Here is a 6,822-nt window from a genome sequence, read left to right on the forward strand (position 1 = left end):
TGCGCGGGCAGCGAGTGGCGTGCCGAGAACCGGGGCGGGTCGGGCTCAGGCTCGGATGGCGTCGAGGGCAGCGGTGATGTCTGCGGCGACGCGCCCTGGGGTCCTCACCACATCGACCCAGGTGAAGCGCACCACCGTCCAGCCGAGGGCGACGAGCGCGTTTTGACGCCGGAGGTCGTGACGCATCGCCGCGGGGCTGGCGCGCTTCTCGTAGCCGTCGACCTCGATGGCGAGGCGGTGGGACGGGTAGGCGAAGTCGACGCGGGCGACGAAGCGTCCCTGGGCGTCGAGCACCGTCCACTGGAACTCGGCGGGTGGCAGCGAGGTGCCGCGGAGCAAGCGGGCCATGCGGGGCTCCAGCAGGCCATCGGGCGGCTCCGTGCCGAGAGCCCTGTCGTCGAGGATGGAGCGCATCACGCCGGCGCCGGCGCGGCCGCGCCGGGCCACCTCGTTCAGCATCCACTCCACCCCCGCGACGGTGACGAGGCGGGCCGCCAGCCCACGGTCGAGGGCGTCCTCCACCAGCGGCGCGGGTAAGGCGGCGCCCAGGTCGACCAGCGTCCTCAGAGGGTTGGTGACCGGCACCGCCCCTCGACTCGTGGCATGCCCGGGAGCGAGGTCGCCCGAGCGGTGCACGATCACCCCCTGCGGTCGCGGGAGGCGTCGCCGGGGCACGCTGATCTCGACGACCTCGGTCTCGTGGAGGCCCCACATCCGGGCCGCCGTGCGGTGCGACGCCACCGCCCCCTCACCGCCGGCGAGGCACGCTGCCCGCACCCGCTGGTGCCAGGTGACCGGCGCGCCGGCTGCCCGGTACACCCCCGGCTGCACCCGCACGAGCCTGCCTGCATCACTCCGCCGGCGCAGCACGTGGTCGGCCATGCCATCGGCTCGGGCTTGGCCACGCCCCACGACGCCGTGCTGGCGCTCGGCCCGCTGCGCGACCCGCTTATCGACATCCACCATCGGTCTTCCTCCCGGTGTCGGGCTCTCCGCGCGCCGCCACGCGCCCCGGGGAAGACGTCGTCGATCATGCTCGACCGGGAAGAGGTCCGCCAGTCCCCGGTTCTCGGCACGTGGATGGTGCGCGGGCAGCAACGGATGTGCCGAGAACGGGTTGGTGGCCGGGCGCGCAGGGCGGCGAGCTGGCTGGCCCGCACGTGCCCTGCCGTTCTCGGCACGTGGATGGTGCGCGGGCGGCAACGGATGTGCCGAGAACGCTTCGGGTCAGGTGTGCAGGGCGGCGAGCTGGCTGGCCAGGGCCCGCAGGGAGCGCCCCCGGTGGGAGACGGCGTGCTTGGCCTCGGGGCCCGACTCGGCCAGCTCGGCGAGCGTGCGGCCGTCGCCCTCGGTGGGGACGAAGACGGGGTCGTAGCCGAAGCCGGCCGAGCCCCTCGGGGCATCGGTGATGCGTCCCTCCACGACCCCCTCGGCCGCCAGCTCCCGCCCGTCGGGGAAGGCCACCAGGGCCACCGCCCGGAAGCGGGCGGAGCGACGCGTCGGGGCCAGCCCCTCGAGCTCGGCGAGCAGCTTGACCACGTTGTCGGCGTCGGTGGCCCCCTCGCCGGCGAAGCGGGCCGTGCGCACCCCCGGCGCGCCGCCGAGGGCGTCGACCTCGAGGCCGGTGTCGTCGGCCACCGCCGCCTCACCGGTGGCCGACACGAGGGCACGTGCCTTGAGGCGGGCGTTGTCGAGGAGGGTCTCGCCGTCCTCCACCACGTCGGGCACGCCGGCCGGGCGAGCGAGGAGATCGACCCACGGGGCCGCCGCCTCCAGGACCGCCCGGATCTCGCGCGCCTTGTGGGGGTTGGCGCTGGCGAGGACCAGCCTCACGCCCCTCGGGGAGCCGGCGGCTCGGCCAGGACCTTCTCCTGCAGCTGGAGGATCTCGGTGATGCCGTCGGTGGCGAGGCCGAGCAGCGAGTCGAGCTCCTCGCGGGTGAAGGCCACCCCCTCGGCGGTCCCCTGGACCTCGATGAAGCGACCGCTGGCGGTCATCACCACGTTCATGTCGACCTGCGCCTTGGAGTCCTCGATGTAGGGAAGGTCGAGCAGCGGCGTGCCGTCGACGATGCCGACCGAGATGGCGGCGCACGCCTCGGTGAGGGGGTGGGCCGAGAGCCGGCCGGTGCCCATCAGGCGGGAGAGGGCGTCGTGGAGAGCCACGTAGCCGCCGCAGATCGCGGCGGTGCGGGTGCCGCCGTCGGCCTGGAGGACATCGCAGTCGACCACGATCTGGACCTCGGGCATCAGGGTCAGGTCGGTGACGGAGCGCAGCGACCGTCCGATGAGGCGCTGGATCTCCTGGGTGCGCCCCGACTGCTTGCCCTTGGCGGCCTCCCGCGTCACGCGCTCGCCCGTCGAGCCCGGGAGGAGCGAGTACTCGGCGGTCACCCACCCTCGGCCGGTGCCCTTCAGCCAGCGGGGCACGTCGTCGTCGACCGAGGCGGTGCACAGCACCCTGGTCTTGCCGAAGCTCACCAGCACCGAGCCGGCAGCGAACTCGGTGAAGTCGCGCTCGAAGGTGATGGGGCGGAGCTCGCCGGGTGTGCGGCCGTCGTGTCGTGTCATGGGGTTCCGATCTGGTAGGTGTCGTCGATGGCAGCGACGTCCACCGGGCCGCCGAAGGCGGCGGTGGCGTCGGCCCGGGACGACTCGGCGTCGAGCCCGGGCTGGAGGTGGGTCAGGACCAGGCGGCCCGCCCCGGCGGCGTGGGCCGAGGCCCCGGCCTGGCGGGCGGAGAGGTGCTGCACCCGCCGCTCGTCCTGGGGCGCGAGGGTGGCCTCGCAGAGGGCGAGGTCGAGGTCGGGTCCGAGCTCGGAGAGCGACCACCCCGGACCGGTGTCGGCCGAGTAGCCGATCGAGGCCCCCTCGCCGTCGTCGACCCGCACGGCGAGCGTCTCCCCCGGGTGGTCGGTGCGGGAGAACGTGATGGTCAGCCCGTCGAGGGACACCGAGTCACCGGAGGAGACGGACTCCCAGGTGAAGGCGGGGGCCAGGTCGCCGTTGACCTCGCCGGCGAGCTCGCGCACCCTCGCCGGCGACCACACGGGCAGCCCGGTGCGGGGCTTGATGTAGCGGGCGACGTTGTGGAACGGCAGCACGTCGACCCAGTGGTCGGGGTGGGCGTGGCTCAGGACGATGCCGTCGAGCTCGTCGAGATCGAGGTGACGTTGCAGGTTCGCCAGCGTCCCCGCTCCGGCATCGAGCCACAGCGCCGTGGACCCACTGCGCACCAGGTACCCGCTGCACGCACCGCCCGCTGACGCGTACGAACCGTCGCAGCCGAGCACGGTGAGGGAGAGGCCCATGGGGCCCCGATGCTACGAGCCCATACAAGAGCGCGGCGAAGCCGCACCGATGGACACGGCCCGGGAGCGAGCGGACGGAGGAAGCAGAGCGGACGGGGTGTCGGATCGCAGCGACTTGCTGAGCGCAGCGAAGCACTGGAGCGAAGATCCGAGCACCCCGTCCGCTCCCCAGCTACCAGACGACCTGCTCCAAGCGACCCAGCTACCAGACGACCCGCTCCACGCGACCCAGCTCGGGACCGAGCAGTCGGCGCCCGAGGTCGGCGAAGACGTCGATGTCGCCGGACGAGCAGAACAGGTGGCGACCCGGCCCGGCGTCGGGATCTCGGGCGATGCCGAGGCTCCGAAGGAGGGTGGCCACCTCGAAGGCGGTCTCGTCGGCCGACGACACGAGGACCACGTCGCGGCCCATGACGTCGCTGATGGTGCGGGCGAGGAAGGGGTAGTGGGTGCAGCCGAGGAGGAGGGCGTCGACCTCCGCCCGGCGCACGGGTTCGAGGAGGCGCTCGGCCAGCACGTGCACCTGGTCGCTCGTGGTCTCGCCCCGCTCGACGAACTCCACGAAGCCCGGGCACGCCGCGCAGGCGAGCGTCACCTCGTCGTCGGTGGCGGCCACAGCTCGCTGGTAGGCGCCCGACGCCACCGTCCCGACGGTGGCGATGACCCCGACCCGCCGGCTGCGGGTGGCAGCGACCACCGCCCGCACCCCGGGGCCGATGACGCCCACAACCGGCACCGGCAGCTCGTAGCGCAGGTCCTCGAGGGCCGCAGCGGTGGCGGTGTTGCACGCCACCACCACCAGCTTGGCGTCGTGACGGTCGACGAGGTGAGTGGCGATCTGGTAGGCGAAGGCCTGGACCTCCCCGAGCGGGCGGGGCCCGTAGGGGTAGCGCAGGGTGTCGCCCAGGTAGACGAGGTGCTCGGCGGGGAGCACGTCGATGAGGGCCCGGGCCACGGTGAGGCCACCAAAGCCGCTGTCGAACATTGCGATGGGCCGACCGTCCACGACCGGTGACGCTACGCCTCCTCCTTCCCGGTGGCGGCACCAGGACGACCTCACGAGCCAGACCCGATCAGAAGTAGATGACCCGCTTGGCCCGCTCCTCGACCTCGTCGAGGTCGTCGGTCCAGGCACCGGTGGAGAGGTACTTCCACCCGCCGTCGCAGACGATCGTGACGATGATGGCCTCCTCTCCCTCGGGGATGGCCGCCGCGCACTTGACGGCGGCAGCCATGATGGCGCCCGACGAGATGCCGGCGAAGATGCCGACCTCGGTGAGGCGGCGGGTCCACTCGATCGACTCGCGGGGTCGCACGATCATCTTGCGGTCGAGCAGCTCGAAGCCGTCGTTGTCGGTGAACACCGGCGGGATGAAGCCCTCGTCGAGGTTCTTCAGCCCGTCGACCATCTCCCCCGCCGGCGGCTCTATCGCCCACAGCTGGATGTCGGGGTTGCGCTCCTTGAGGAACCGGCCCACGCCCATGAGGGTGCCGGCGGTGCCGAGGCCGGCGATGAAGTGGGTGATCTCGGGGCAGTCGCGCCAGATCTCGGGGCCGGTGCCCTCGTAGTGGGCCCGGGGGTTGGCCGGGTTGGCGTACTGGTACGGGAAGAACCAGTCGGGGTGCTCCTCGGCCAGCGTCTGCGCCCGCCGCATGGCCCCGTTGGAGCCCTCACCGCCGGGCGAGTCGATGATCTCGGCCCCCCACACCCCGAGGAGCTGCCGGCGCTCGATGCTGACGTTCTCCGGCAGGACCACCTTGAAGGGGTAGCCGCGCATCTTGGCGATCATGGCCAAGGCGATGCCGGTGTTGCCCGACGACGACTCGAGGATGGTCTTGCCCGGGGTCAGGCGCCCGTCCTTCTCGGCCTCCTCGACCATCCACTTGGCGGCGCGGTCCTTGACCGACCCGCCCGGGTTCTGGCCCTCGAGCTTGGCGAAGATGCGCGCCCGGGGGTTGGGGCTGAGCTGGCTGATCTCGACCAGCGGCGTGTTGCCGATGAGGTCGAGGACGGAGTCGTAGGGCGCCACGGACCGCTACCCGGAGCCGCCGGCGACCGCCGGCAGGATGGAGACCTGGGCGCCGTCGGCCACGGGCGTCTCGGGGCCCTGGAGGTAGCGGATGTCGTCGTCGTCCACGTAGATGTTGACGAAGCGGTGCAGACCGCCGTCGGGCGCGTGCAGGTGCTTGGCCGTGCCGGGGAACTGGCGGATGAGGTCCTCGACGACCTCGCCGACGGTCGTCCCCTCGGCCGAGACCTCGGCCTGGCCGCCGGCCTGGGTGCGCATGATGGTGGGCAGGCGGACGGTGACCGACACGCTCGTTCCTCCGGGGTTCGGGGTTCGCCGGTCGAAATCCGACCGACTGCATCGGGATTCTACCGACCCACGACGGCGATCGGTTCCTCGACGATCGTGCCGTCGGTGATCACGTACGAACGCAGCACCGGTTCGGGCTCGCGAAGCGACACCAGGACCCAGTGCCAGCCCTCGAGCAGCGGGTTGGCGGCCTTGTCGACGTCGGTCGGCGACGGGTAGGCGTCGGTGTGGGTGTGGGAGTGGACCACGCCCAAGATCTCCAGCGGACGGTCGCCGATGACAGCGTCGGCGGCCTCCCACCCGTCGGGGCCGATGGAGAAGGTTCGCGAGGACTCGTCGGCGTTGCGGCAGGCCACGAAGGCCTCCACCCTGGCGCCGGCGGACCCTTCGGAGCCGACGAGCAGGCCACAGGCCTCGTCGGGCAGGCCGTCGAGGCTGTGGCCGACCATCTGGAGCCAGTGGGTGCGGGTGATGGTGAGCACAGCGCCGCGCAGGTTATCGGCGCAGGCGTCCGGGCCCGCCGCCGGTAGCCTCTGACCGCCATGGCGCCCAAGGTCGACGAGAACAACCGGGTGCTCGCCACCAATCGCCAGGCCCGGCGCGACTACGAGCTGAGCGACACCTACGAGTGCGGCCTCGTGCTCCAGGGCAGCGAGGTCAAGGCCCTGCGCGAGTCGAAGGTGCAGCTCTCCGACGCCTACGCCCGCGTCATCGGCAGCGAGGCGTGGCTCGTCGGGCTGCGGATCTCGTCCTACAGCCACTCGGCCGCCTTCGACGGCCACGCCCACGACCGCGATCGCAAGCTCCTCCTCCACCGGGCCGAGCTCGACCGACTGCGGCACCGCACCGAGCAAGAGCACATCACCCTGGTGCCCCTGTCGCTCTACCTCAAGGACGGGCGGGTGAAGGTGGAGATCGCCGTCGGCCGGGGCCGCCACAAGGCCGACAAGCGCCAGGCCATCGCCAAGCGCGATGCCGACCGAGACGCCGATCGGGCCATCGCCCGGGCCGCCAAGTACGGCGACTGACCAGGGGCCTCGACCGGTACACTGGCGATCCCCCGGCGACGGGGTGCTGCACCTTGAGATCTGGGGCTGATCGGTTTCGACGCTGAGACCGGAAGCCGTATGTGCGACCCGAGTTGCTCAGACTCGTAAAACAGGGCACCAAAAAGAAACGCCACAAACGTTTCTG

General features: G+C 72.1%; 9 protein-coding genes. 1 reads left to right on the forward strand and 8 read right to left on the reverse strand.

What is annotated here, in order from left to right; translation table 11 throughout:
- Positions 1-45 precede the first annotated feature (45 nt).
- The 8 genes from VMN58_07405 to VMN58_07440 form a co-directional block, all read right to left on the reverse strand.
- The gene (locus tag VMN58_07405) at positions 46-966 is read right to left on the reverse strand and encodes a DUF559 domain-containing protein (protein HUF33017.1); all 921 of its coding nucleotides are present in this window, start codon (positions 964-966) and stop codon (positions 46-48) included.
- 261 nt (positions 967-1,227) lie between these two features.
- Positions 1,228-1,833, reverse strand: a complete 606-nt coding sequence (locus VMN58_07410) for a non-canonical purine NTP pyrophosphatase (protein HUF33018.1) — start codon at positions 1,831-1,833, stop codon at positions 1,228-1,230.
- The gene (rph, locus tag VMN58_07415; GenBank protein HUF33019.1) at positions 1,830-2,570 is read right to left on the reverse strand and encodes a ribonuclease PH; all 741 of its coding nucleotides are present in this window, start codon (positions 2,568-2,570) and stop codon (positions 1,830-1,832) included. The genes VMN58_07410 and rph overlap by 4 nt, the downstream gene beginning before the upstream one ends.
- Entirely contained in the window at positions 2,567-3,310 is a 744-nt protein-coding gene (locus VMN58_07420) for an MBL fold metallo-hydrolase (protein ID HUF33020.1), read from the reverse strand. The genes rph and VMN58_07420 overlap by 4 nt, the downstream gene beginning before the upstream one ends.
- A gap of 202 nt (positions 3,311-3,512) precedes the next feature.
- Entirely contained in the window at positions 3,513-4,316 is an 804-nt protein-coding gene (gene murI, locus VMN58_07425; GenBank protein ID HUF33021.1) for a glutamate racemase, read from the reverse strand.
- A 67-nt stretch (positions 4,317-4,383) separates the two neighbouring features.
- The gene (locus VMN58_07430) at positions 4,384-5,340 is read right to left on the reverse strand and encodes a cysteine synthase family protein (protein HUF33022.1); all 957 of its coding nucleotides are present in this window, start codon (positions 5,338-5,340) and stop codon (positions 4,384-4,386) included.
- A gap of 6 nt (positions 5,341-5,346) precedes the next feature.
- Positions 5,347-5,628 (reverse strand): MoaD/ThiS family protein, encoded by a 282-nt coding sequence (locus VMN58_07435; GenBank protein ID HUF33023.1) that lies wholly within the window; start codon positions 5,626-5,628, stop codon positions 5,347-5,349.
- A gap of 59 nt (positions 5,629-5,687) precedes the next feature.
- On the reverse strand, positions 5,688-6,110 hold the full coding sequence (locus tag VMN58_07440; protein HUF33024.1) for a M67 family metallopeptidase: 423 nt from the start codon (positions 6,108-6,110) through the stop codon (positions 5,688-5,690).
- Positions 6,111-6,170: 60 nt separating this feature from the next.
- Between VMN58_07440 and smpB the strand changes: the two genes are divergently transcribed.
- Positions 6,171-6,656, forward strand: coding sequence for an SsrA-binding protein SmpB (smpB, locus tag VMN58_07445; GenBank protein HUF33025.1), 486 nt, complete (start codon positions 6,171-6,173; stop codon positions 6,654-6,656).
- Positions 6,657-6,822 lie beyond the last annotated feature (166 nt).

It is taken from the genome of Acidimicrobiales bacterium, assembly GCA_035512495.1.
Classification (GTDB): Bacteria; Actinomycetota; Acidimicrobiia; order Acidimicrobiales; family CADCSY01; genus DATKDW01.